Source organism: Amycolatopsis sp. NPDC051102 (assembly GCF_040682815.1).
In the GTDB taxonomy this organism is placed as follows: Bacteria; Actinomycetota; Actinomycetes; order Mycobacteriales; family Pseudonocardiaceae; genus Amycolatopsis.
Map to the genome: position 1 here is coordinate 1 of NZ_JBFBBT010000008.1, position 22,034 is coordinate 22,034.

Here is a 22,034-nt window from a genome sequence, read left to right on the forward strand (position 1 = left end):
CGGTCATCTACGACAAGGCCGACCCCGCCCGGGTGCGCACGCCGGACGAGCCCAACGACGACCAGACCCTGACGTGGGATACCACTCACGACCGGCTGCGGCAGAGCGCGTATACCAGCGCGGCCGGTAGGGCTGGCCCCCGCAACCCGCCTGGGGCGCACAGGATTCCCGCACACGCGCCGGGCGCGCAGACTCGGGTGCGTGACGACCACAGAGAACCTCGTCGGCAGCGACTTCGCCCGGCTGAGCCACCGCATCTCCGCCGCCGGCCTGATGGCGCGCCGGCCCGGCTACTACACCGCCCGGATCGCCGTGGTGACCGGGTTGTTCGCCGCCGGGTGGGTGGCCTTCGCGGTGCTCGGGAATTCGTGGTGGACGCTGGGCGTGGCCGCCTTCATGGCCGTCATGTTCGGGCAGATCGCGTTGCTCTCCCACGATCTCGCGCACAAGCAGGTGTTCCGGCGGCGGCGGCCCACCGAGATCGCCGGGATGCTCGCGGGGAACCTCGGCATCGGGATGAGCTACGGCTGGTGGATGGACAAGCACACCCGCCACCACGCCAACCCGAACCACGAAGAGCTCGACCCCGACGTCGACCCGGACATCCTGGTGTGGTCGAAGGACCAAGCCCGCGCCAGCCGCGGAGTGCCCCGGTTCATCGGGCGCTACCAGGCGTTCCTGTTCTTCCCGCTGCTCACCCTGGAGGGCCTGAACCTGCACTGGTCCGGCATCCGCGCGGTCCGCCGGCCGGGGCTGCGCCGCCGCGGTCTCGAAGCCGCGCTGCTCGCCGCGCACTTCGTCCTCTACTTCGGCGCACTGCTCGCCGTGCTCTCCCCCGGCATGGCGCTGCTGTTCTTCGCCGTCCACCAGGGACTGTGGGGTGTCTACATGGGATCGATCTTCGCGCCCAACCACAAGGGCATGCCGACGCTGACCGGGCGTCCCGAGCTCGACTTCCTCCGCAAGCAGGTGCTGACCTCGCGCAACGTCTGCGGCGGCGTCGTCACCGACGTGGCCCTCGGCGGCCTCAACTACCAGATCGAGCACCACCTGTTCCCGAGCATGCCCTCGCCGCACCTGCGGCGCGCGCAGCCGATCGTCCAGGCCTACTGCGCCGAGCTGGGCATCCCGTACCTGCAGACGAGCCTCGTCGAGTCCTACCGGCAGGCGCTCACCCACCTGCATGAAGCTGGGGCGCCTCTCAGGAACGGTTCGTAGACTCGGGGCATGAGGAAAACGATCGCGGCCCTGCGCGACCTGCCAGCGGCGTTCGGCGCGAAGGCCACGGGCGCGCGGGCCGAGCGGGTCCGCTCCTCGCCGCAGTTCGACGGCAAGGTGTTCCGCAACGCGGCGCCGCGGCACCCGATGACCGCGGCGTCGATGCGGACCATCTTCCGCGAGATGTTCTTCGGCGAGCACCGCGAGCTGCGCAAACCGGGCAGCGCGGTGCCGCTGGTCGCGGCGGAGCCGGTGCTGTCGGCCGAGGGTGTGCACCTGACGTGGTACGGCCACGCATCGACGCTGGTGGAGCTCGACGGCGCCCGCGTGCTGCTCGACCCGGTGTGGAGCGACCGGGTCTCCCCGGCGGCGTTCGCCGGCCCGCGGCGGCTGCACCAGCCGCCGGTGCCGCTGTCCGGGCTCGGCCGCATCGACGCGGTGGTGATCTCCCACGACCACTACGACCACCTGGACCTCGCGACGGTCCGTGCGCTGGTCGGTTCGTCCGACGCCCCCTTCCTCGTGCCGCTGGGAGTGGGCGCGCACCTGGAGCGCTGGCACGTCCCGGCGGCGCGGATCATCGAGCTCGACTGGCACGAAGAGGCGACGGTGGCGGGCGTCCGCTTCGTCGCGACGCCGGCCCAGCACTTCTCCGGCCGCGGCATCACGAACGACGACACGCTGTGGACGTCGTGGGCGCTGCTGGGGCCGGCCCACCGGGTGTTCTACAGCGGCGACACGGGCTACTTCGACGGGTTCGCGAAGATCGGCGCGGAGCACGGCCCGTTCGACGCGGCCCTGATCCAGATCGGCGCGTACGCCCCGCAGTGGCCGGACATCCACATGACCCCGGAGGAAGGTGTGGCAGCGGGTCTCGACGTCCGGGCGAAGCTGCTGGTCCCGGTGCACTGGGCGACGTTCCAGCTGGCGATGCACCCGTGGGGCGAGCCGGCGGACCGCGTGTGGAGCGAGGCGAAGGAGGCGGACCTCCCGCTGGCGATCCCCCGTCCGGGCGAGCGCATCGACGCGACCGAGCCACCCCCGGTGGACGGCTGGTGGCAGGCGCTGTGACCGGCGAACACGAGCGGTACGCGCGTTACCTGCTCGAGTTCGCGAACGTCGCCGACGACGACGAGCCGGAGCTGGTCCGCGCGGTGCTGACGGACCCGGACCGGGTGATGGCGGAGTCGGCGACCGTGCGTCACATCGACCTCCGCGCGGCGGCCCTGCTCGCCACCCCCGGCTTCCCGGCGCGGCGGCTGCGCGAGTGGGTGCTGCTGCGAGCTGTCACACTCGACGAGGGCCGGCGGGAAAGCGACCTGACGAGCGCGTCCGATCGGCTGCAGCGACGGGCGTGCGCCGAGCCGGCCGCCCGGGCCGCACTCACGGTGCCGGCCGAGCAAGGCCGCACCCGCCGCGTACGGGCAGCGGCCCTCCGAGCCCGGGAGGGCGTGTGAAGCTGAAGCTGGATCTGCACGACATCTACAACCGCGGCGGCGAGATCGACCGAGCCCTGCGCGCGATCATCGACGAGGCTGTCGCCAAGAAGGCCCCGCTCGTCGAGATCATCCCGGGCAAGGGATCGGGTCAGCTGAAGAAGCACGTCCTGCGGTTCCTCGAGCGCAAGGACGTCAAGGCGCTCTACCACCGGATCGAGAAGGACAAGGACAACTTCGGCCGGGTGTTCGTGCACTTCCGCTGGAAGTGATCAGAACCGGCTGTCGAGCGCCGAGCTCAGCCGGTGCCGCCACCGCTCCGAGCCTTGTGTCGCTAGGTCGAGCGCTGGCGGACTGCTTCACGCCAGCTCTCGAGACAGACGTACCCGGCCGTCAAGAGGGCCGGATCGCTCATGGCCGACCGCCGCACGATCGCGAGCCACCTCTTGTGGCAGTTGCCCAGCTTCTTACCGGATCCGCAGGGGCATTTCCCCGCCCCGCGCGGACGTGCACGGACCGCGTCGAGCAGCTTCTCGAGCTGATCCGGAACCAGCCCGACACTGTTCTCGCGGAACCACTGTTCGTAGCCGGCCGTGCCGTGTTCCCAATCCGCCCACCGCCAGTGAGGCTCTATTCCACGCCTGCGTCTCTCCTCGTACATGACCTGCAGCCGGACGAACTGACAGACCAGGTCGAGGTATCGAGCCAACCCACCCGGGCGCTGGAAGTCGGCGACGGGCGCCGTGAGAGGAAGCCACATGCAGAACCTGCCGGTTCTCTCCACATGGTTCTCCCCGCTGCGGTCGAACCGCCCAACCATGTCGTAGACGTCCGGGAGCTCGAACGGGCTCGTTCCCGGATAGCGGATCTGGACGGTGAAAAGCCCCGTGGCGTCACCGGGGAGAGCAACGGAGAGCTCTCCTTCGAGGACGAGTTTTCCGCTCTGCCGGCGACGCCGGAGGCCAGGTTGACTGGCCGCCAGCGTCGCGTCGTCCTCACGCAGCCGGCTCGTTGCACCGCCGGTCACTGACCGAGCCACGGCCGCACGGCGAACTTCGCCTCTGTGCGTTTCTCCGACTCCTCGAGCGTGCAAAACGACATCCAGTCGAAATCGGTCGCCACGTACGCCTTGACGCTCGCATCCCACCCGAAAACGGTCTGGAGCCATTCAGGCAGCAGGTTCCGGAGAGCGGCGTCAATACCGATCTGCCCACCCTCCAGCCGCTGCTGGATGGTCGCCGCGCTGGCCGTCGCGCTGCTCAAGCTCACGTAATCCATTTCGCCGTGTTCGCCGACCCGGGACACGAGGGTCTCACCCCAGCAGGCTCCGATGGCGAGCCGGTGGCGGTCGGTGCCGACGACGGCGGGCACGATGTCGTCGGCGACGGTCGTGAGCGCGGCCGCGAGACGGATGGTGTCGTATGCGGCACGCATTTCGTCCTTCACCGGACGGTAGGCCAGCACCTGCATCCGGTCACCCTGGTACTGGATCCGCAGCGCGTCGAAGCCCTGAACCGCGGTATCCCGGCCAACCCCGCGCAGGACGTGGAAGAGGCGGACGGCTTCGGTCAGATCTTCGCCGCGGGCTTCCTGCTGATCGATGTAGGCGGTGAACCCGTCGACGTCGGCGAACAGCGATGCCGCGGCGACCCGCTTCGTGTTCGAGGGAAGCAGCGTTTTCTTGTCGATCTTCTCCTTGACCTGCGCGCTGGTCAGGCTGCCGGCCGGGTGGCTCTCCGCCGCCTCCTCGAGTCGGACGCGGCTCGTCGCCTGGCGCCACGGCCATCCCTCGGCGGTGGCGCGCTGTTCGACTTCCGCCACGGGCAGCCAAAGGGACCACGTGCCGTCATCAGCCTCGACGGTACGCTCCTGCAGATCGTCCGGCAGCAGCGAGCGGACCCGGTCGGTCATCCGGATGCCGGTGGACTGCAGGATCTTCGCCGCGTGGTTGGCGGCGCTGCCGAGGAACAGCAGCTCGCGGTCACCGCTCGACCCGTTCTTGGTCGCGAGGCACCGCCCGTGGTCCAGGCCCGCAGCGACTCGCCACCCACGATCGCCCAGATCGAACACGGCGTTGAAGACGGCGATCATGTGCCGCACGGCCAGCGACGCCAGGACGGCGCGAAGAGCCATCCTCCCCTCGTCGGAAACCGGGCGGTAAGCCACGGCATGCAGGCGAGGCCCCTGGAAGTGGACCTTCTGCACACCGAAGTCCTTCTCGACTATTCGCGTGACCTCGCGGGCGTACAGGTGCAGGAGCAGGAGCATCTCTTCGCCGGCGTCGTCCTGCTCCTCACGAAGCAGCTGGTTGAAGTTCGTGACGTCGACGTAGGAGTGCACGCCGGTGACCAGCCGCGGCTTCTTCCTCTCGATCAGCTCAAAGTCGATCTCGCGTTTGACTTCGGAGACCTCGAGGTCCGCAGTCTCGTCGTAGCGGACCTGCGCGCTCGTACGAGCGTCTTCGGGATTCCATGCCATTTGGCCACCTGCCAAGATCGTTTGACATGACGGACTTCCGCCGATGTCGAATGGTTAGCACGCCCCAGCGACAATTCCGGGGTGGCAGGTCTGCCTGAGTTCGGCAGACCGGGTTCGCGATCACCACTCTGGGCCGCCGCGCGGTCCATGGTCAACTTTTCCCTCAAATGATGGCGTCGACCCGAGCCAGCTTCGCGAGCGCCGCGACGTCACGGATGACGGGGTACTTCTCGCTGGTGTCCACGAGTCTCGCCTCACGCAGCTCCTTCAGCGCCCGCTCGGCCGTGGCTTTACTGACCCCGACCAGGGTTCCGAGCTCGAGCTGCGTCAGCGGGGCGCGAATTCGCACGGACCCGCCGAAGCCACCCTCGCCGCAGGTCCGGCCCAGCTCGAGGAGGGCCCTCGCGAACCGGACCTTGGTGTTGGGTGTGGCGTTGTCGACGCGTCGGCGGCTTGCGGCGCGCGTCTTCTCGACGACCACGGCCATCAGGTGCCGCTGCGCCGGCAGGTCGTGCGCTGCCAAGGTCTCGTGGAAGGGCTCGGCTTCGACCCCCAGGGCAACCACCGGCTCCCGGCCGCAAGCGGTCACCGTGGCCATCCGGCCCTGCCGAGCGCCTTCGTCGATCGCCGCGAACTCGCCCACGAGGTCTCCACCGACGCGGATGGCGAGCAGAGCCTCGCCCCCGTCCGCACGCCGTCCGGTGACTTTCGCGAAGGACGTCAGGAGCATGAAGACGGTGGAGTCCTCATGACCTTCGGTGATGATCCGTTCACCAGCGCTGTAGGTCCGCACACTGCCGAGTTCCAGGAGCCGTTCCAACGTCGTGCGCTGAAGGCGGGCCAAGAAGCTGGTCGGTGCCCATGTGGACGCCGCTTTCTCGAGCAACACGTCGAGTGCCGATCCACCGGGCTGCGCCACTTCCGCCATCCTCCGCACGAGTCCGGCACCAGCCGGTTATCACGATGGCGAAGTAGTCTACCCGTGTCGAGTCCGATCAGAACCGGCTGTCGTGGCGGGCCTCGGACCAAGCCCTGTCCCAAGCCGCCGCGTGGAGGCGGCCCAGGACGAACCGGCCGAGACCGTACAGCCCCGCCAGTGCTCCCGTCACCGCCGCCCAAAGCATGATGGCCGCGAACACGCCGTCGGCTGCCGATGTCGAGGCGGACAACGGTTCGCTCGTCAGCTCGCCGTGCTGGTCCAGCCACACCTGCACGTGCGTGCCCGCCGGGCTGCCCGCGTCGGCCAACACCTCGCCCGTGTGGCGGGCGCCGCGGGTGTCCAGCCAGGCTGCCGGGACCGTCGTCTGGTCCGCCGGGGCGCCCGCGCCGTCGGTGCTGTAGGGCTGGTTCGACGCCGCGGCCAGCGAGACGGCCGTGGCCGGGTGGCGGGTGGCGCTCTCCTCCGACGCTCGGGCCGTCTGCGCCGCGTACGTCTCCGAGCCGAACGCCGCCGCGAACGGCACCACCAGGATCGCGCCGGCGATCACCATCAGCAGGAGGAGGGCCTCGACGCGGTCGCCTGTGCGGGCGAGCGGGTTGCGGCCCGGCAGCAACCGGCGCCGAAAGCGGGCGATCCGTCCGCGCATGCGCGACTCACTCCTCCCGGGAAGGTGTCTTCTCGGTAACAGTGTGCGCGCCGGGGGTCGGCTTTCTCTCGTGAATGGGATGCGGCCCACCTGTGAAGCCCTCCACAACCACCCGGTGGAGTCAATGCGGTCACAGCCAGTCGTCGGGGCGGGGCCAGGGCATCAGGGCCGAGAACGCGTCCCGGACCGGCTCGGTGACGGCGTACCGGCCGCGGTGGAACAGCAGCGGCCGGGCGTCCGACGGCGCGCCGAGCGCGGTGACCCGGCCGATCACGACGTAGTGGTCCCCCGCTTCGTGCACGGCTTCCAGCGCACAGTCGATCCAGGTCAGCGCGCCGTCGAGCAGCGGTGCGCCGGACGGCGCGGGCGTCCAGCCGACGCGGGCGAACTTGTCCTCGCCGCGCGCGCCGAACACCGCGCTGACCTCCTGCTGGTCCTCGGCCAGGACGTTGACCGCGAACCGGCCGGCCGCGGCCAGCACCGGCCAGGTCCGTGACGTCCGCGCCGGGCAGAACAGCACCAGCGGCGGGTCCAGGGACAGCGCGGCGAACGACTGGCAGGCGAATCCGGCGAGAGTGTCGCCGTCACGGCCGGTGACGACCGTGACGCCCGTGCAGAAGTGCCCGAGCACGCTGCGGAACTCGGTCTGGTCGACCGCCACGGACGTCATGCGCCCGGGGGCCGCGCGCCGACCGAGAAGTCGTGCCCCCACAGCGACACCGCGGTGCTCTCGCGGGCGATCCAGTTGTCGTCGTCGACCTGACGGCCTTCGCAGCCGAACTCGACGTCGAAGCCGCCCGGGGTCTTCATGTAGAACGACAGCATCAGGTCGTTGACGTGCCGGCCGAGCGTGGCCGACATCGGCACCTTCCGCCGGATCGCGCGGTCGAGGCACAGCCCGACGTCGTCGGTGTTCTCCACCTCGACCATCAGGTGCACGATCCCGGACGGCGTCGGCATCGGCAGGAACGCCAGGCTGTGGTGGCGCGGGTTGCAGCCGAAGAACCGCAGCCACGCGGGCGGCCCGTCGGCGGGCCTGCCGACCATTTGCGGCGGCAGGCGCATCGAGTCGCGCAGCCGGAAGCCGAGGACGTCCCGGTAGAACCGCAGCGACGCCTCATCGTCCTTTGTGGACAGCACGACGTGGCCGAGGCCCTGCTCGCCGGTGACGAACTTGTGGCCGTACGGGCTCACCACGCGCCGGTGCTGCAGCGCGACGCCGTGGAACACCTCCTGGGTGTTGCCGGACGGGTCGTCGAAGCTGATCAGCTCGTCGACGCGGCGGTCGGCCAGCTCGTCCGGCGTGCCCTCCTTGTACGGCACCGAAGCACCGTCCAACCGGGACCGCAGCTCGGCCAGCTCGCCCGCGTGGGCGACCTCCCAGCCGGTGACAGCCAGCCGGTCCGCGGCACCGGGCGAGATGACCAGCCGCGCCGGGAAGTCGTCCATGCGCAGGTAAAGCGCGTCCGGATCGGTGCCGCTGCCTTCGACCATGCCGAGCACCTTGAGCCCGTACTCGCGCCACGCGGCCATGTCGGTGGCTTCGATGCGGAGGTAGCCCAGTGACCGGATGCCCATCAGGAACTCCCGAGGAAGTCGAGGGCCAGCCGGTTGAACTCGTCGAACTTCTCCAGCTGGGCCCAGTGCCCGCAGCCGCCGAACACGTGCAGCTGCGCGCGTGGAATCGTCTTCAGTGCCAGCAACGCCCCGTCCAGGGGGTTGACGCGGTCTTCGCGGCCCCAGATCAAGAGTACGCGCTGGCGGAGGCGGTGAGCCTCGCGCCAGAGCATGCCTTCTTCGTAGGTGTCGGGCTGCGCGAACGACATCCCCATCGCGCGCATCGCGGCCAGCGACTCGGGGGTGTTCGCGGCGGCGAACCGGTCGTCGATCAGCTCGTCGGTGATGAGCGCCTGGTCGTGGACCATGATCCGGAGGAAGGCTTCCATGCGTTCGCGCGACGGCTTGGCCGCGAACCGCCCGAGGTTCTTGACGCCTTCGGTCGGATCCGGCGCGAACAGGTTGACGCTCAGCCCGCCCGGCCCCATCAACACGAGCCGTCCGGCCCGCTTGCCGTGGTTCAGCGCCAGCCGGACCGCCGCGCCCCCGCCCAAGGAGTTGCCGACGAAGTGCGCGCGTTCGATCCCCAACGCGTCCATCAGGCCGACGACGGCGTCCGCGCTGTGCCGGAAGTACTGCGGGTGCTCGGCCGGCTTGTCCGACCGCCCGAAGCCGGGCTGGTCCACGGCGATCGTCCGGTAGTGCTTGGCGAACTCCGGCAGGTTGCGCCCGAAGTTGCTCCAAGCCGACGCGCCGGGGCCGCCGCCGTGCAGCAGGATCACCGTCTCGGCGTGTTCGGCACCGGCCTCGTGGTAGTGCAGCTTGAGCGAGCCGGCCTGGACGTACTTGCCTTCGGGAGCGGCCATCAGTACATCGCGTTCTCGACGGGGAGCCCGAAGACCCCGGTGCCGTACATGACGTAGGCGCGCTCGGCGTCGTTGGCCGCGTGGACGCGGCCCGCGTGCGCGTCGCGCCAGAAGCGCTGGATCGGCGTCCCCCGCTGGATCGCGCGGCCGCCGGAGTTCTCGAAGAGCCGGTCGATCGCGGTGATCGCGCGTTCGGTGCCGCGCACCTGGTCGCGCCGGACGCGCAGCCGCAGGTCCGCGGGCAGCCGTTCCTCGCGCTTGGCGAGTTCGTACAGCTCCTCGATGTTGCGGGTCAGCTGCAGCCAGGCGGCGTCGATCTCGCTGGCCGCCTCGGCGATCCGCACCTTGGCGAATGGGTCCTCTTTGGACTGTTCACCGGCGTACGCGGCCCGGACGCGCTTGCGCTGGTGCTCGACGTGCGCGTCGTAGGCGCCCTGCGCCATGCCGATGATCGGCGCGGTGATGGTGGTCGGGTGCACCGAACCGTACGGGAGGCGGTACAGCGGGCCGGGGTTGACGGCCTGGCCCGGCACCCGGCACTTCGACGTCGCGATGAAGCTCAGCGCCCGGTGCTGCGGGATGAAGACGTCTTCGACGACGATGTCGTTCGAGCCGGTGCCGCGCAGGCCGATCGTGTCCCAGACGTCCACAATGGAGTAATCGGCGATCGGCAGCAGGTAGGTGCAGAAGTCGACCGGCTTGCCGTCTTTGAACGCAGGCCCCCCGAGCAGCACCCACGTGCAGTGGTCGGACCCGGAGGAGAAACTCCACCGGCCTGAGAGCCGGTAGCCGCCCTCGACGACCTCGGCCTTGCCCATCGGGGCGTAGGACGAGGAGATCCGGACGTCCTGGTCGTCGCCCCACACCTCCTGCTGCGCCTGCGCGTCGAACAGCGCCACGTGCCACGGGTGGACGCCGAGGATGGAAGCGACCCAGCCGGTCGACCCGCACGCGCTCGCGATCAGCTTGACCGCGGTGTAGAAGCTCACCGGGTCGGCTTCGAAGCCCCCGTGGAGCTTCGGCTGCAGCAGCTTGAAGAACCCGGTCTCCTGCAGGGCCTTGACGGACTCCTCGGGGACGCGGCGCGCGTCCTCGGTGTCCTGGGCCCGTTCCCGCAGGACCGGCAGGAGGTCCCGGACCCCGGCGATCACCTGCTCGCTCATGCGCAGTCCTCTCTCGTTTCCACTACCCGAGAGACTAGAACACGTTCTCGTTTTTGTCGAGAACACCCTGCGCCAGGGCACTGTTGATCCCCGCTCTGCGGCCGGAAAACACGCAGTCGGCCAGCGACAGGCCGCTCACGTAGGACCTGGAACAGATTCCCACGGCGGTGCGGCCGGCCGCGTACAGCCCGGGGATCGGCTGTCCCGCAGTGCTCCGCACGGCGCCCGTCTCCTCGTCGACGACCAGGCCGCCGAGGGTCAGCATCGGCGTCGGGTACCCGAGGTTCGGCCGCACGGAGATGTCGATGAGCGAGTACGGCGGGTTGTCCAGGCGCCGCGCGAACTCGGCGGGTTTGCCCATCGGGTCCCGGTCGCCGTGGTAGGCCTCGACGCTCGCCCGCAGCCCCTGGGGGTCGACGCCGGCCTTGCGCGCCACCTCCTCGACCGTCGTGGCGGTCACGCGGCCGCGCCGCAGCAGGTACCGCAGCTGCAGCCCCTGGAACCACTGGCTTTGCGCCTTCGTGTCCCGCCGCGCCTCCGCGACGATCGGCGCGTCGACCAGCAGCCAGCCCTTGCTCCCGTGGCCCTCGATCAGCCGCTCGCCGACGGCGGCGCCGTACCGGGATTCGTCGATGACCCGCCGGCCCGCGGCGTCGACGATGATGCCGCCGAGGAACGCGCTCGGCGGCGTGATGAACCGCCACGCCGAGATCCGGCCGAGCTCGCCGGTCGCGCCGCCGGCCTCGACGCCCAGGCGGATCCCCGAACCGTCGTCGGCGGACGTGCCGAGCGGCAGGCCGCCGCGGTAGGCCGGGGCGTGTTCGCGGACCATCTCGCGGTTCGCGATGAACCCGCCCGCGGCGAGCACGACCCCGCGCCGGGCGGAAATCCGCAGCTCACGGCCGTGCGCGCGTTCGAACCGCTCGACACGCCGGTGCAGCGACCTGCGCAGCGACGGCACGTAGATGCCGGGTTTGGCGGCGTACTGCGCGAAGCGCTGGTGCCGCGCCCGCACGCCGGCGGGAGCCTCGGCGAGGGTGTCGGCGACGAGCCCGGTGACGCGGCCCGCGTCGTCGCGGACGAGGCTGCGGGCGGTCGTCTGCGTCAGCACCCGGATGCCGCGGGCGCGCACGGCCGCCTTGAGCCGCGCCATCAGCATCTTCCCCGAGGTCCCGGGCCCCTTGACGCGGTGGCCGCGTGGCGCCGGTTTCGCCACGTCGCGGAACCCGCCGGCCGCCTCACTGCCGGAGTAGTAGAGGTAGTGCGCGTCGCTGGGGTACGACGTCTTGTACGGGCACAGGCTGCCTTCGAACGGCACGCCGTTGCCCTCCAGCCAGGTGATCATCTCGCGGCTGCCCTCGCAGAACCGCCGCAGCGTCCGCTCGGAGACGACATCCCCGGTTTCCTCGCGCAGGTAGGCGTACATCGCGTCGACGGAGTCGTCGACGCCCGCGTCGAGCTGCTGGCCGGTCCCGCCGCCGGCGTAGACCACGCCCCCGCTGACCGCACTGGCTCCGCCGCCGGCGAAGCGCTCGACGATGATGACGTCGGCGCCCGCATCGGCCGCTTCGAGGGCGGCGCAGGCGCCGGCCGCCCCGAATCCCACGATGACCACGTCCGCGACGAGTGCGTCCATGGTCGCTACCCTAGAACTGAAACACGTTCTCGTCTATGGTGACCGAAAGCGGCTCTCAACTGGATACTCGTTACCTGGAACACGTTACCGGTCTGGTCGAAAAGCAGGCGGACACGGACCGGCGGCGACCCGCTCACCGGCAGCTGTTCCGCCGTGGCTGTCGGCCGGACCGGTAACCATCGATACAGCAGGAGAGGTGGCATGACGGAGCAGTTCGACGTCGTCGTCGTCGGCAGTGGTGCCGCCGGAATGACCGCCGCGCTGGCTGCGGTCCACCACGGCCTGAGCGTGGTGGTCCTCGAGAAGGCCAGCTGCTTCGGCGGCTCGACGGCCCGCTCCGGCGGCGGCGTGTGGATCCCCGGCAACCACGCCCTGCGCGCCGCCGGGATCGACGAACCACCCGAGCGGGCGCGCGAGTACCTCGCCTCGATCGTCGGCGACGTCGTCCCGGCCGTCCGGCGTGACACGTTCCTGGCGCACGGCCCCGAGGTGCTGCGGTTCGTCTGCGACCACACGCCGCTGAAGTTCCGCTGGGTCCGCGACTACAGCGACTACCACCCCGAAGCTCCCGGTGGCCGGCCCGGCGGCCGCTCGGTCGAGCCGATGGCCTTCGACGGCAAGCTGCTCGGGCCCGAGCTGGCCCATCTGGAACCGCCGTACAGCGCGCCCCCGCTCGGCGTGCCGATCACCCAGGCCGACTACCGCTGGCTGAGCCTGCTGGCCCGGCACCCGCGCGGCGCCGTCCGGCTGCTGTCGCTGGGCCGGCAGTGGCTCGTCGGAAAACTCCGCGGGCAGCGCCTGCTGAGCATGGGGCAAGCGCTTGCGGCCGGCCTGCGCGCCGGCCTGGCCCAGGCCGGCGTCGAGGTCCGGCTGGACACGCCCCTGGTCGACCTGCAGGTCGACGGCGACCGCGTCACCGGCGTGGTCACCCCGCAGGGGGTCGTCGAGGCCCGGCGCGGGGTGATCCTCGCCAGCGGCGGTTTCGAACGGAACCTCGAAATGCGCGAGAAGTACCAGCGGGCCCCGATCGGCGTCGACTGGACCGTCGGCGCGGAGGCCAACACCGGCGACGGCATCACCGCCGGCCTCAAGCTGGGCGCGGCGCTCGACCTGATGGACGACGCCTGGTGGGGGCCGTCGCTGCCGCTCACCGGCGGGCCGTGGTTCGCGCTGGCCGAGCGGTCGCGGCCGCGCAGCATCATGGTCGACGCGCGCGGCGAGCGGTTCGTCAACGAGTCGGCGCCGTACGTCGAGGCCGTGCACGCGATGTACGGCGAAGGCGACGGACCGGGCGAGCACATCCCGACCTGGCTGCTGTTCGACCAGCGCTACAAGGACCGGTACATGTTCACCGGCATCGGGCCGCGCCAGCCGCTCCCTGGCCGCTGGTTCAAGGCCGGGATCGCCGCGAAGTCGGCGACGCTGGCCGGGCTGGCGGCGAAGATCGACGTCCCGGCCGAGTCACTGGAAGCGACAATCGAACGCTTCAACGGCTTCGCCCGCAAGGGCGTCGACGAGGACTTCCACCGCGGGGTCAGCAAGTACGACCACTACTACGGCGACCCGCACAACAAACCCAACCCCAGCCTCGGCCCGCTGGACAAGGCGCCGTTCTACGCGGTGAAGATCGTGCCGGGCGACCTGGGGACCAAGGGCGGGCTGCGCACCGACGAACACGCGCAGGTGCTGCGCGAGGACGGCTCGGCCGTGCCGGGCCTGTTCGCCGCGGGCAACGCCAGCGCGGCCGTGATGGGCCGGACGTACGCCGGGCCGGGCGCGACCATCGGTCCCGCCATGGTGTTCGGCTACCTTGCGGCGACGCGGCTGGCGAACGAAGATCAGGGGACCACGGGAGGGCAGCGATGACGCAGGACTCGGTACGCACCATCTACGCCGGTGAGCCGCCGACCCGGTTCGCCCGCGGCTGGCACTGCCTGGGCCTGGCGGAGAACTTCCGCGACGGGAAGCCGCATGCGATCACCGCGTTCGGCACGAAGCTCGTGGTGTGGGCGGACTCGGCGGGCGAACTGCACGTGCTCGACGGCTACTGCCGGCACATGGGCGGCGACCTCACCCAGGGCAGCGTCAAGGGCGACGAGGTGGCCTGCCCGTTCCACGACTGGCGCTGGAACGGCAAGGGCAAGTGCGTCTCGATCCCCTACGCCAAGCGGGTTCCGCTGCGCGCGCGGACGCGGTCGTGGACGACGGAGGAGCGCAACGGGCAGCTGCTCGTGTGGCACGACCCGGAGGGCAACCCGCCGTCCGACGAGCTGGCGATCCCGCGGATCGAGGCCGCCGACAGCGCCGAGTGGAGCAACTGGACCTGGGACTCGATCTTCATCGAGGGCTCCAACTGCCGCGAAATCATAGACAACGTCGTGGACATGGCGCACTTCTTCTACATCCACTACGCCTACCCGACGTACTTCAAGAACGTGTTCGAAGGCCACATCGCCACGCAGTACCTCAACACCAAGGGCCGCCCGGACATGGGCATGGCGTCGAACTACGGCGGCGAGGACAACCTGCTGCGGTCGGAGGCGTCGTACTTCGGGCCGTCGTACATGATCAACAAGCTGGTGAACTCGTTCCAGGGGTACGAGATCGAGAGCGTGCTGATCAACTGCCACTACCCCGTCACGCCGACGTCGTTCGTGCTGCAGTACGGCATGAAGGTGAAGAAGCTGCCGGGGATCTCCGACGAGCACGCGGACAAGCTGGCCGCGAAGCTGGCCCGCGGGATCGGCGCCGGGTTCCTGCAGGACGTCGAGATCTGGAAGCACAAGACGCAGATCGACAACCCGCTGCTGTGCGAAGAGGACGGTCCGGTCTACCAGCTTCGCCGGTGGTACCAGCAGTTCTACGTCGACGCCGCCGACGTCACCGAAGACATGACGCAGCGGTTCGAGTTCGAAGTGGACACGACGAAGGCGAACGAGGCGTGGGCGGCGGAGGTGGCCGAGAATCTGGCGCGGCAGAAGACCGAGGCGGAAGTGTGACCACCGCCGAGCAGACCGAGTTCCTGTCGGGCGGGCTGCGGCCGCACGAGTGCCGCAGCTGCGGGACGTGCGTGCTGGTGAAGAAGAACAGCATCCAGCACACGAGCATCCAGTGGACGTCCCGGCCCGCCGACACCTGCCCGGTGTTCGCGGACTCCGGCGGCCCGTCGGCGTTGCTCGACACGTGCCCGAAGCTGGCCGACAGCATTGGGGACGCGGTTCGCGACGGCTCTCTGGCGGTGGCCGATGGCTGAGCGGGTCTACACGCTGACCGTCGCGGACGTCGTCGTCGAGACGCCGGACGCGCGGTCGGTGGTCTTCGAGATCCCGCCCGAGCACGCGGCGGCTTTCTCGTACTCCGCAGGCCAGTTCCTGACGTTGAAGATCCCCAGCGACCGGACCGGTTCGGTGGCGCGGTGCTACTCGCTGTCGAGCGCGCCGCACGAGAATCGCGTACAGGTGACGGTCAAGCGGACCGACGGCGGCTACGGGTCCGGCTGGATCTGCTCGTCGTTGAAGCCCGGGATGCAGGTCGACGTGCTGGCGCCGGCGGGCGTGTTCTGCCCGGCGTCGGTGGACGAGGACTTCCTGCTCTTCGCCGGCGGCAGCGGCATCACGCCGGTGATGGCGATCCTCAAGACGGCCCTGGAGCGGGGGTCGGGGCGGGTCGTGCTGGTCTACGCGAACCGCGACGAGCGCTCGGTGATCTTCGCGGGCGAACTGGCGTCGCTGGCGAAGCGCTACGGCGACCGGCTGGTGGTGGTGCACTGGCTCGAGAGCGTCCAGGGCCTGCCGGACGTCTCGCAGCTGCGCGGCCTGGCTTCGGTGTACACGTCGTACGAGGCGTTCCTGTGCGGTCCGGCGCCGTTCATGGCCGCGGTGCGGGAAGCGCTGGGGCAGCTCGGGATGCCGCGGGACCGGGTGCACGTCGAGAAGTTCACGTCGCTGACCGGGAACCCGTTCGAGTCCGTCGTCGCCGAGGAGGAGCCGGCTTCGGACGAAGCACCGGCGTCGCTGACGGTGTCGCTGGACGGCGACACCCGCACGCTGACCTGGCCGCGGCAGCGGAAACTCCTGGACCGGCTGCTGGACGCGGGGATGGACGCGCCGTACTCGTGCCGCGAGGGGCAGTGCAGCGCGTGCGCGTGCCGGGTCGTGACGGGCGAGGTGAAGATGCTGCACAACGAGGTCCTGGACGCCGAGGACATGGCGGACGGCATCGTGCTGGCCTGCCAGTCGCTGCCGGTCACCGACGAGGTCTCGATCAGCTACGAATAGGGAGTCTCCGTGCCCATCAACCCCGACGTCGCCATCGGTGCCGAGATCGGCGAGGTGAGCTTCGCCTGGACGTCGTCGGACGTGCTGCTCTACCACCTGGCGCTCGGCGCAGGCCCGGACGAGCTGCGGTACACCTACGAGCGGGACCTGGTGGTGCTGCCGACGTTCGCCACGGTCGCGGCCAACCTGCGCGTGTTCGACCCGCCGGCGGTGTCGTTCCCCGGGATCGAGATCGACCTGGCGAAGGTGCTGCACGGCAAGCAGGAGATCACGCTGCACCAGCCGATCCCGGCGGCGGGGAAGGCGGTGGCGCGGTCGCGGGTCGCCGACGTCTTCGACAAGGGCAAGGCGGCGGTGGTGGTCCAGGAGGTGACGGTCACGTCGTCGTCCGGAGATCCCCTGTGGACGGCCCGGTCGAGCATCTTCGCCCGCGGCGAGGGCGGTTTCGGCGGCTCGCGGGGTCCCTCGGACCGGGTCGAATGGCCGACGCGGGAGCCGGACTTCGTGCTCGAGACGCCGACGCTGCCGCAGCAGGCCCTGCTGTACCGGCTGTGCGGCGACCGGAACCCGCTGCACGCCGACCCGGAGTTCGCCCGGGCCGCGGGGTTCGACCGGCCGATCCTGCACGGGCTGTGCACGTACGGGATCGTGGCGCGGGTGCTGGTGAACGAGTTCCTGGACGGCGACCCGGCCCGGGTGGCGTCGTTCGCGGCGAAGTTCGCCGGCGTGGTGTTCCCCGGCGAGACGCTGCGCATCCGGGTGTGGCGCCAGGGCGACCGGCTGCTGGTGACGACGACGGCGGCCGAGCGGGACGACGCGCCGGTGCTGGCGGACACGGTGCTGGTGTCCACTTCCTGAGCGGCTCCGGCCGGGCGGCTACCGTGGTGGGGAGACTTCGGGAGGACGACGAATGCCGGAATACTTCGTGGTGCGGGGCACGGTCGAGCCGGGCGACAAGCGCGGCCGCGAGCTGGGCTTTCCGACGGCCAACATCGCACTGAGCGACCAGTCCGGCTCACTGGGCGACGGGGTGTGGGCGGGCTGGATCGGCCGCCCGGACGGCACGAGGCTCCCGGCGGCGATCTCGGTGGGCCGCCGCCCGACGTACTACGGAGCGGACGGCTACCGCCTGCTGGAGGCCCACGTACTGGACTTCAGCGGCGACCTGTACGGCGAGACACTGGTGGTGTGGCTCGGCTCGCACCTGCGGGAGCAGGAGAAGTACGACTCGGCGGAGGACTTGATCACGGCGCTGAAGAAGGACATCGCGGCGGCGGCCCAGTGGACGGCCGACCACCCGGCGGCTTCGCTGCCGGAGGCCGGCGAGAGCGCGCTCGGCGAAGTCCGCCGCGTCGCGGGCTGAGGTCTGCTCGCACCTCTCAGCCCAGCCTGGACCGGCCGTTCGTGAACGGTCGGTCCGCCGGTCGGAGAGCCGATCCGCCCCATCGCACCGCCCGAAATTGTCGGTGCCTTCCGGTAACGTGAAATCCGGGGGACCCCCAGGCCGGGGACCTCTCGGTGCCGTGCTCACAAAGCCGCCGTGCTCACAAAGCTGCCGTGCTCGCCAAGCCGCCCCGCTCACAAAGCCGAGGCCAGCAGCATGTAGCCCATCCCGGCCCCCATCACCGCCCGGCACACCGCGCGGGAAGCGTGCCCCGCCCCGACGACCGCCGGGCCCCGCACCGCCACCACCCCCGACCACGCCGCGTCCAGCACGAAATACCCGGCCGCCGCCACTGCCACCAGCGGCAACGCCAGCCGGGAATCCATTGTGGACATCGTCAGCCAGGGTCCGTGGTCCATTCCGCCGTGGGGCATCGCCGTCACCATGTAGAACATCGCCGCCGCCGACAGCGCGTGGTGGACACAGCCCCGCCCGCGCCACCAGGCCACCGCGAACCAGCCCGCCGTCAGGGCCAGCACCGCCTGCCAGCCCGCCGCCGGGATCGGGGCGCCGACCGGGGAGAACATCGCCACCATCGCCACCACCAGCAGCAGCTCGGCCAGGTCGCCGTGGCGGACGCCGTCGCCCAGGCGCGCATAGTCGAGGCGGACCAGCCGCAGCACGCACGGCAGGGCCAGCACCGCGAACACCGCCGTGAGCGCCCAGTCGACCGCCATCGGCCTCACTCTCCGTCGTGGATGGTGTCTCCCACCGTGACATCCACGACGGCCGCGCACCAGCCGTCATTGAGGTGACACTCAGTCACCCGTCAGGATGAGCCCGCTCGTCGGCACCCCGGTCCCCGCCGTGACCAGGACCCGCGCCGCGTCCGCCACCTGGTTGACCGCCGTGCCGCGGATCTGGCGGACGCCCTCCGCGATGCCGTTCATGCCGTGGATGTACGCCTCGCCGAGCTGGCCGCCGTGCGGGTTGAGCGGCAACGCGCCGTCGAGCTCCAGCGCCCCGCCGGCGATGAAGTCCTTCGCCTCGCCGCGGCCGCAGAAACCCAGCTCCTCCAGCTGCATCAGCACGTACGGCGTGAAGTGGTCGTACAGCACCGCGACGTCCACATCGGACGGCCCGAGGCCCGACTGGCCCCACAGCTGCCGCCCGACGACGCCCATCTCCGGCAGCGCGGCCAGGTCGTCGCGGTAGTAGCTGGTCATCACGTACTGGTCCGGCCCGCTCCCCTGCGCCGCCGCCGCGATCACCGCCGGCGGCCGCGCCAGGTCGCGTGCCCGCTCGACGCTCGTGACGACCAGCGCGACCCCGCCGTCACTTTCCTGGCAGCAGTCGAGCAGGTGCAGGGGCTCGGCCACCCAGCGTGACGCCTGGTGCTCTTCCAGGGTGATCGGCCGGCCGTGGAACCACGCTTCCGGGTTGGTCGCCGCGTGCTTGCGGTCGATCACCGCGACCCGCCCGAAGTCCTCGCTCGTCGCGCCGTAGTCGTGGAGGTACCGCTGCGCGACCATCGCCACCGTCGCGGCCGGCGTCGCGATGCCCATCGGGTAGTGGAACGCGTTGTCCACCCCGGACGAATTGACCTGACCGGCCGCCGCGGACGACACCTGGCCGAACCGGTGCCCGGACCGTTCGTTGAACGCCCGGTACGCGACGACGACGTCCGCGACACCGGTCGCCACCGCCATCGCGGCCTGCTGCACGGTCGCCGCCGCGGCCCCGCCGCCGTAGTGGATGCGGCTGAAGAACTTCAGCTCCGGGATCCCCAGTTCCCGCGCCACCGCGATCTCCGCGTTGCCGTCCATCGTGAACGACACCAATCCGTCCACATCGGACGGTTTCAGCCCGGCGTCGGTCAACGCGTGCGAGATGCACTCGGCCGCCAGCCGCAGTTCGCTGCGCCCGGAGTCCTTCGAGAACTCCGTCGCCCCGATCCCGGCGATGGCCGCCTTGCCCGAGAGCGTCACGGCAGCGTCACCTCCACGGTCCCGGCGACGTGCTCGCCGAGACTGTCCACACCGGACACCGACACGACGGCGTCCCGCCCGGTGCACGAGACCACGCGGCCGGTGAAGGTCAGCGTGTCGTAGGCGTAGCAGGGCACGCCGAGCCGGATCTTGACCGACCGGATCAGCGCGTCGGGCCCGGCCCACTCCGAGACGAACCGCTGGACCAGCCCGGTGTCGGTGAGGATGTTGAGGAAGATGTCCTTCGAGCCGCGTTCGACCGCCGCGTCGCGGTCGTGGTGGACGTCCTGGAAGTCTCGGGTCGCCAGCGCCGTGCTGACGACGAACGTCGGCGTCGCCTCGATCGTCAGCGGCGGCAGCTCGGTCCCTTCGGCGACGGCGGTCATCGGGCCACCTTCCACGCGGGCAGGGTCAGCTCGTCGTCGACGCGGACGAACGCCGCGACGACGGGCAGTCCGATGTGGACTTCGTCCGGGGCCGCGTCCAGGAGCTCGGCCAGCACGCGGACCCCTTCTTCCAGTTCCACCAGCGCCACCACGAACGGGAGGTCCTTGCCCGGGACCGGCGGGTGGTGGTGCACGGCGTAGGAGTACACGGTCCCCCGGCCACTGGCGACGACGTTGTCGGGCTTGGTGTCCAGTGAGCCGTCGGGCGGCATCGGTCCCGGCGGGTGCCGCAGCGTCTCGCCCCAGCGCTGGATCCGCAGCTCGCCCTCGCGGAGGCCGTCCCAGAAGAACTCCGTGTCCCGGCTGATCACCGGCCGCAGCACCGGCGACGGCGGCGGCTTCGGCGCCGGCGGCCGGAACTTCAGCACCCGGAACATCATCTCGGCGACGGCTTCGGAGCCGACGGACCAGATCGTCCGGGTGGTGACGAACCAGCCCTCCCCCAACGCCGTCTTCTTCGGCCCGGCGACCTTCTCCAGACGTGTCGCCGCCGCCACGTGCTCACCCGGCCGCAGGTACCGGTGATAGGTCTGCTCGGAGTTCGTGGCCACCACGGAGGTGAACCCGGCCTCGTCGAGCACGGCCATCATCGCGCCGAGCGGGTCGTCGGCGGCCCGGCTGCCGTGCAGGCCGTTCATCGTCCACACCTGCGCCATCGCCGGTGGCGCCACCAGTCCCTTGTGGACGCTCGCCGCGGCGGCCGCCGGATCGGTGTAGACCGGGTTGCGGTCCCCGATCGCCTCGACCCAGTTGTTCACCATGGCCTGGTTGACCGGATCCCGGGCGAGACGCGGCGCGGACTCCCCCTGGGCGGCGATCGCCGCGGCCGCCTCTTCGACGTTCATCGTGGCACCCTCGGCAGGCCCAGGCCGATCGACGCGATCAGCTCCCGTTGGATTTCGCTGACGCCACCGCCGAACGTCAGCACGATGTTGCGCTTGGCGGTGAGGTCGAGCCAGTCCGCCAGCTCGGCGGTGTCCGGATCGGCCAGGTCGCCGTGGCGCCCGACGAGCTCTTCCAGGTGCCGGCCGATCCGCTGGATGGCCTCGGAGCTGAACACCTTGGTCGCCGACGCGTCGGCGACGCTCACCGGAGCCGTGGTCGAAGACACCGCGACCTGCCAGTTCAGCAGCTCGTTGACCCGGGTGACGGCGAGCGCGTCGGCCAGCACGGCCCGGACGTCGGCGAGGTCGAGCAGGCCGTGCGCGGCCGCCCAGGCGTGCACGCGGTCGTACAGGCCGCCGATGCGCCCGGCCGGCCCGAGCATCACGCGCTCGTGGTTGAGCTGCGTGGTGATCAGCCGCCAGCCCGCGTTTTCCGTGCCCACCAACCGGTTCGCCGGCACGCGGACGTCCGAATAGTACGTCGCGTTGACGTGGTGGGCGCCGTCGCAGGTGATGATCGGCGTCCACGAGTAGCCGGGGTCGCTCGTGTCGACGATGAGGATCGAGATGCCCTTGTGCTTCGGTGCGTCCGGCGCGGTGCGCACGGCGAGCCAGATGTAGTCGGCGTCGTGGCCGCCGGTGGTGAAGATCTTCTGGCCGTTGACGACGTATCCGTCGCCGTCGCGCACCGCCGTCGTCCGCAGCGACGCCAGGTCGGTCCCCGCTTCCGGCTCGGTGTACCCGATCGCGAAGTGGATCTCCCCGGCGAGGATCTTCGGCAGGAAGAAGGACTTCTGCTCGTCCGTGCCGAACTCCTGCAGCGTCGGCCCGACCGTCTGCAGCGTCACCGACGGCAGCTGGACGTCGGCGCGCGCGGCCTCGTCGACGAACAGGTGCTGTTCGATCCCGCCGAAGCCCTGGCCCCCGTACTCGACCGGCCAGCCGACGCCGAGCCGGCCGTCGCGGCCCATCCGGCGGACGATCTCGCGGAACACCGGCCCGTGTCGTTCCCGCCGCATGGCCCGGCGTTCTTCCGGGCTGACCAGCCCGGCGAAGTAGGCCCGCAGCTCGGCCCGCAGTTCCCGTTGCGCCGCGGTCAGTTCGACGTGCATCTC

Annotated in this window: 24 protein-coding genes; 10 read left to right on the forward strand and 14 right to left on the reverse strand. The window is 70.6% G+C overall.

Annotated features, from left to right (window positions below; all coding sequences use genetic code 11):
- Positions 1 to 201: 201 nt before the first annotated feature.
- Genes AB0M93_RS22695 through AB0M93_RS22710 form a run of 4 tightly spaced genes read left to right on the forward strand, consistent with a single transcriptional unit; the run spans position 202 to position 2,926 of the window.
- Complete coding sequence (locus tag AB0M93_RS22695) at positions 202 to 1,218, forward strand: acyl-CoA desaturase (RefSeq protein ID WP_364276165.1); 1,017 nt, start codon at positions 202 to 204, stop codon at positions 1,216 to 1,218.
- Between the two features lie 9 nt (positions 1,219 to 1,227).
- Positions 1,228 to 2,289 carry an MBL fold metallo-hydrolase gene (locus AB0M93_RS22700; RefSeq protein WP_364276166.1) on the forward strand — a complete coding sequence of 354 codons (1,062 nt, stop codon included), beginning with the start codon at positions 1,228 to 1,230 and terminating at the stop codon, positions 2,287 to 2,289.
- Positions 2,274 to 2,675 (forward strand): hypothetical protein, encoded by a 402-nt coding sequence (locus AB0M93_RS22705; RefSeq protein WP_364276167.1) that lies wholly within the window; start codon positions 2,274 to 2,276, stop codon positions 2,673 to 2,675. The genes AB0M93_RS22700 and AB0M93_RS22705 overlap by 16 nt, the downstream gene beginning before the upstream one ends.
- Complete coding sequence (locus AB0M93_RS22710; RefSeq protein ID WP_364276168.1) at positions 2,672 to 2,926, forward strand: Smr/MutS family protein; 255 nt, start codon at positions 2,672 to 2,674, stop codon at positions 2,924 to 2,926. The genes AB0M93_RS22705 and AB0M93_RS22710 overlap by 4 nt, the downstream gene beginning before the upstream one ends.
- Positions 2,927 to 2,988: 62 nt before the next feature.
- On the opposite strand, the gene AB0M93_RS22715 is transcribed toward AB0M93_RS22710, so the two are convergent.
- The 9 genes from AB0M93_RS22715 to AB0M93_RS22755 all read right to left on the reverse strand — a co-directional run bounded on the left by AB0M93_RS22715 (position 2,989) and on the right by AB0M93_RS22755 (position 11,940).
- Positions 2,989 to 3,681 (reverse strand): hypothetical protein, encoded by a 693-nt coding sequence (locus AB0M93_RS22715; RefSeq protein ID WP_364276169.1) that lies wholly within the window; start codon positions 3,679 to 3,681, stop codon positions 2,989 to 2,991.
- Positions 3,678 to 5,147: a hypothetical protein gene (locus AB0M93_RS22720; RefSeq protein WP_364276170.1), complete on the reverse strand. Its 1,470-nt coding sequence runs from the start codon at positions 5,145 to 5,147 to the stop codon at positions 3,678 to 3,680. Before AB0M93_RS22720 ends, AB0M93_RS22715 begins: the two co-directional genes overlap by 4 nt.
- Before the next feature lie 148 nt (positions 5,148 to 5,295).
- Positions 5,296 to 6,051 (reverse strand): Crp/Fnr family transcriptional regulator, encoded by a 756-nt coding sequence (locus tag AB0M93_RS22725; protein ID WP_364276171.1) that lies wholly within the window; start codon positions 6,049 to 6,051, stop codon positions 5,296 to 5,298.
- A 76-nt stretch (positions 6,052 to 6,127) separates the two neighbouring features.
- Positions 6,128 to 6,718, reverse strand: coding sequence for a hypothetical protein (locus AB0M93_RS22730; RefSeq protein ID WP_364276172.1), 591 nt, complete (start codon positions 6,716 to 6,718; stop codon positions 6,128 to 6,130).
- Positions 6,719 to 6,848: 130 nt separating this feature from the next.
- Positions 6,849 to 7,388, reverse strand: coding sequence for a 3-hydroxy-9,10-secoandrosta-1,3,5(10)-triene-9,17-dione monooxygenase reductase subunit (hsaB, locus tag AB0M93_RS22735; protein ID WP_364276173.1), 540 nt, complete (start codon positions 7,386 to 7,388; stop codon positions 6,849 to 6,851).
- Complete coding sequence (gene hsaC, locus AB0M93_RS22740) at positions 7,385 to 8,296, reverse strand: iron-dependent extradiol dioxygenase HsaC (RefSeq protein WP_364276174.1); 912 nt, start codon at positions 8,294 to 8,296, stop codon at positions 7,385 to 7,387. Before hsaC ends, hsaB begins: the two co-directional genes overlap by 4 nt.
- A complete protein-coding gene (hsaD, locus tag AB0M93_RS22745) occupies positions 8,296 to 9,141 on the reverse strand; it encodes a 4,5:9,10-diseco-3-hydroxy-5,9,17-trioxoandrosta-1(10),2-diene-4-oate hydrolase (RefSeq protein ID WP_364276175.1) in 846 nt (281 codons plus the stop codon). The genes hsaC and hsaD overlap by 1 nt, the downstream gene beginning before the upstream one ends.
- The gene (gene hsaA / locus AB0M93_RS22750) at positions 9,141 to 10,304 is read right to left on the reverse strand and encodes a 3-hydroxy-9,10-secoandrosta-1,3,5(10)-triene-9,17-dione monooxygenase oxygenase subunit (RefSeq protein ID WP_364276176.1); all 1,164 of its coding nucleotides are present in this window, start codon (positions 10,302 to 10,304) and stop codon (positions 9,141 to 9,143) included. Before hsaA ends, hsaD begins: the two co-directional genes overlap by 1 nt.
- Before the next feature lie 34 nt (positions 10,305 to 10,338).
- Complete coding sequence (locus AB0M93_RS22755) at positions 10,339 to 11,940, reverse strand: FAD-binding protein (protein WP_364276177.1); 1,602 nt, start codon at positions 11,938 to 11,940, stop codon at positions 10,339 to 10,341.
- A gap of 201 nt (positions 11,941 to 12,141) precedes the next feature.
- Between AB0M93_RS22755 and kstD the strand changes: the two genes are divergently transcribed.
- The 6 genes from kstD to AB0M93_RS22785 are packed head-to-tail and all read left to right on the forward strand — an operon-like array spanning position 12,142 to position 17,580.
- Positions 12,142 to 13,806 carry a 3-oxosteroid 1-dehydrogenase gene (gene kstD / locus AB0M93_RS22760; protein WP_364276178.1) on the forward strand — a complete coding sequence of 555 codons (1,665 nt, stop codon included), beginning with the start codon at positions 12,142 to 12,144 and terminating at the stop codon, positions 13,804 to 13,806.
- Complete coding sequence (locus tag AB0M93_RS22765) at positions 13,803 to 14,939, forward strand: Rieske 2Fe-2S domain-containing protein (protein WP_364276179.1); 1,137 nt, start codon at positions 13,803 to 13,805, stop codon at positions 14,937 to 14,939. Before kstD ends, AB0M93_RS22765 begins: the two co-directional genes overlap by 4 nt.
- On the forward strand, positions 14,936 to 15,193 hold the full coding sequence (locus AB0M93_RS22770; protein ID WP_364276180.1) for a hypothetical protein: 258 nt from the start codon (positions 14,936 to 14,938) through the stop codon (positions 15,191 to 15,193). Before AB0M93_RS22765 ends, AB0M93_RS22770 begins: the two co-directional genes overlap by 4 nt.
- Positions 15,186 to 16,217 carry a ferredoxin--NADP reductase gene (locus AB0M93_RS22775; RefSeq protein ID WP_364276181.1) on the forward strand — a complete coding sequence of 344 codons (1,032 nt, stop codon included), beginning with the start codon at positions 15,186 to 15,188 and terminating at the stop codon, positions 16,215 to 16,217. Before AB0M93_RS22770 ends, AB0M93_RS22775 begins: the two co-directional genes overlap by 8 nt.
- Before the next feature lie 9 nt (positions 16,218 to 16,226).
- Positions 16,227 to 17,075, forward strand: a complete 849-nt coding sequence (locus AB0M93_RS22780) for a MaoC/PaaZ C-terminal domain-containing protein (protein ID WP_364276182.1) — start codon at positions 16,227 to 16,229, stop codon at positions 17,073 to 17,075.
- 52 nt (positions 17,076 to 17,127) lie between these two features.
- Positions 17,128 to 17,580 (forward strand): riboflavin kinase, encoded by a 453-nt coding sequence (locus tag AB0M93_RS22785; RefSeq protein ID WP_364276183.1) that lies wholly within the window; start codon positions 17,128 to 17,130, stop codon positions 17,578 to 17,580.
- A gap of 215 nt (positions 17,581 to 17,795) precedes the next feature.
- On the opposite strand, the gene AB0M93_RS22790 is transcribed toward AB0M93_RS22785, so the two are convergent.
- The 5 genes from AB0M93_RS22790 to AB0M93_RS22810 all read right to left on the reverse strand — a co-directional run bounded on the left by AB0M93_RS22790 (position 17,796) and on the right by AB0M93_RS22810 (position 22,031).
- Positions 17,796 to 18,338 carry a DUF5134 domain-containing protein gene (locus AB0M93_RS22790; protein WP_364276184.1) on the reverse strand — a complete coding sequence of 181 codons (543 nt, stop codon included), beginning with the start codon at positions 18,336 to 18,338 and terminating at the stop codon, positions 17,796 to 17,798.
- An 81-nt stretch (positions 18,339 to 18,419) separates the two neighbouring features.
- Positions 18,420 to 19,589, reverse strand: coding sequence for a lipid-transfer protein (locus tag AB0M93_RS22795; RefSeq protein ID WP_364276185.1), 1,170 nt, complete (start codon positions 19,587 to 19,589; stop codon positions 18,420 to 18,422).
- Positions 19,586 to 19,975: a MaoC family dehydratase gene (locus AB0M93_RS22800; protein WP_364276186.1), complete on the reverse strand. Its 390-nt coding sequence runs from the start codon at positions 19,973 to 19,975 to the stop codon at positions 19,586 to 19,588. Before AB0M93_RS22800 ends, AB0M93_RS22795 begins: the two co-directional genes overlap by 4 nt.
- On the reverse strand, positions 19,972 to 20,880 hold the full coding sequence (locus AB0M93_RS22805) for an OB-fold domain-containing protein (RefSeq protein WP_364276187.1): 909 nt from the start codon (positions 20,878 to 20,880) through the stop codon (positions 19,972 to 19,974). The genes AB0M93_RS22800 and AB0M93_RS22805 overlap by 4 nt, the downstream gene beginning before the upstream one ends.
- A complete protein-coding gene (locus AB0M93_RS22810; protein WP_364276188.1) occupies positions 20,877 to 22,031 on the reverse strand; it encodes an acyl-CoA dehydrogenase family protein in 1,155 nt (384 codons plus the stop codon). Before AB0M93_RS22810 ends, AB0M93_RS22805 begins: the two co-directional genes overlap by 4 nt.
- Between the last annotated feature and the right edge of the window lie 3 nt (positions 22,032 to 22,034).

Bases quoted from the DNA above. Each gene is read 5' to 3' on its own strand.
- AB0M93_RS22755 (WP_364276177.1), bottom strand. From the start codon at position 11,940: ATGGACGCACTCGTCGCGGACGTGGTCATCGTGGGATTCGGGGCGGCC.
- hsaA (WP_364276176.1), bottom strand. From the start codon at position 10,304: ATGAGCGAGCAGGTGATCGCCGGGGTCCGGGACCTCCTGCCGGTCCTG.
- AB0M93_RS22785 (WP_364276183.1), top strand. From the start codon at position 17,128: ATGCCGGAATACTTCGTGGTGCGGGGCACGGTCGAGCCGGGCGACAAG.
- AB0M93_RS22805 (WP_364276187.1), bottom strand. From the start codon at position 20,880: ATGAACGTCGAAGAGGCGGCCGCGGCGATCGCCGCCCAGGGGGAGTCC.
- AB0M93_RS22775 (WP_364276181.1), top strand. From the start codon at position 15,186: ATGGCTGAGCGGGTCTACACGCTGACCGTCGCGGACGTCGTCGTCGAG.
- hsaD (WP_364276175.1), bottom strand. From the start codon at position 9,141: ATGGCCGCTCCCGAAGGCAAGTACGTCCAGGCCGGCTCGCTCAAGCTG.
- hsaB (WP_364276173.1), bottom strand. From the start codon at position 7,388: ATGACGTCCGTGGCGGTCGACCAGACCGAGTTCCGCAGCGTGCTCGGG.
- AB0M93_RS22730 (WP_364276172.1), bottom strand. From the start codon at position 6,718: ATGCGCGGACGGATCGCCCGCTTTCGGCGCCGGTTGCTGCCGGGCCGC.
- kstD (WP_364276178.1), top strand. From the start codon at position 12,142: ATGACGGAGCAGTTCGACGTCGTCGTCGTCGGCAGTGGTGCCGCCGGA.
- AB0M93_RS22790 (WP_364276184.1), bottom strand. From the start codon at position 18,338: ATGGCGGTCGACTGGGCGCTCACGGCGGTGTTCGCGGTGCTGGCCCTG.
- AB0M93_RS22700 (WP_364276166.1), top strand. From the start codon at position 1,228: ATGAGGAAAACGATCGCGGCCCTGCGCGACCTGCCAGCGGCGTTCGGC.
- AB0M93_RS22765 (WP_364276179.1), top strand. From the start codon at position 13,803: ATGACGCAGGACTCGGTACGCACCATCTACGCCGGTGAGCCGCCGACC.
- AB0M93_RS22800 (WP_364276186.1), bottom strand. From the start codon at position 19,975: ATGACCGCCGTCGCCGAAGGGACCGAGCTGCCGCCGCTGACGATCGAG.
- hsaC (WP_364276174.1), bottom strand. From the start codon at position 8,296: ATGGGCATCCGGTCACTGGGCTACCTCCGCATCGAAGCCACCGACATG.
- AB0M93_RS22810 (WP_364276188.1), bottom strand. From the start codon at position 22,031: ATGCACGTCGAACTGACCGCGGCGCAACGGGAACTGCGGGCCGAGCTG.